The organism is Corynebacterium sp. HMSC036E10 (assembly GCF_001836265.1).
In the GTDB taxonomy this organism is placed as follows: domain Bacteria; phylum Actinomycetota; class Actinomycetes; order Mycobacteriales; family Mycobacteriaceae; genus Corynebacterium; species Corynebacterium coyleae.
The window spans coordinates 1-222 of record NZ_KV827987.1; the positions used below are offsets into that span (position 1 = coordinate 1).

The following is a 222-nucleotide window of genomic DNA, read 5'->3' on the forward strand; positions in this document are numbered from 1 at the left end:
GTGGTTGAAGATGCGGCGAAGCGTTGGCGGTTGCGTTTTACCCTGCTGAAGTTTCAGGGCCGCTTCGATGCGCTCTCGCGCTATGCCGATCAGGTTATTGATGCGAAGAAACCCGCGCCTGAAAAACAAGTACGGTTTTCTCGTGCTCGCGAAGGGATGGCCACGCTGCACTTGACGCATTCGGCACGCAATATTGCTGATATTGAGCACACGCTGCGTGGG

The 222-nt window shown here is 55.9% G+C and carries 1 protein-coding gene; it reads left to right on the plus strand.

The features are described from left to right. Nucleotides 1–222 (plus strand): hypothetical protein (locus HMPREF2736_RS12415; RefSeq protein WP_168167628.1); only part of this gene is annotated, 222 nt, incomplete at both ends.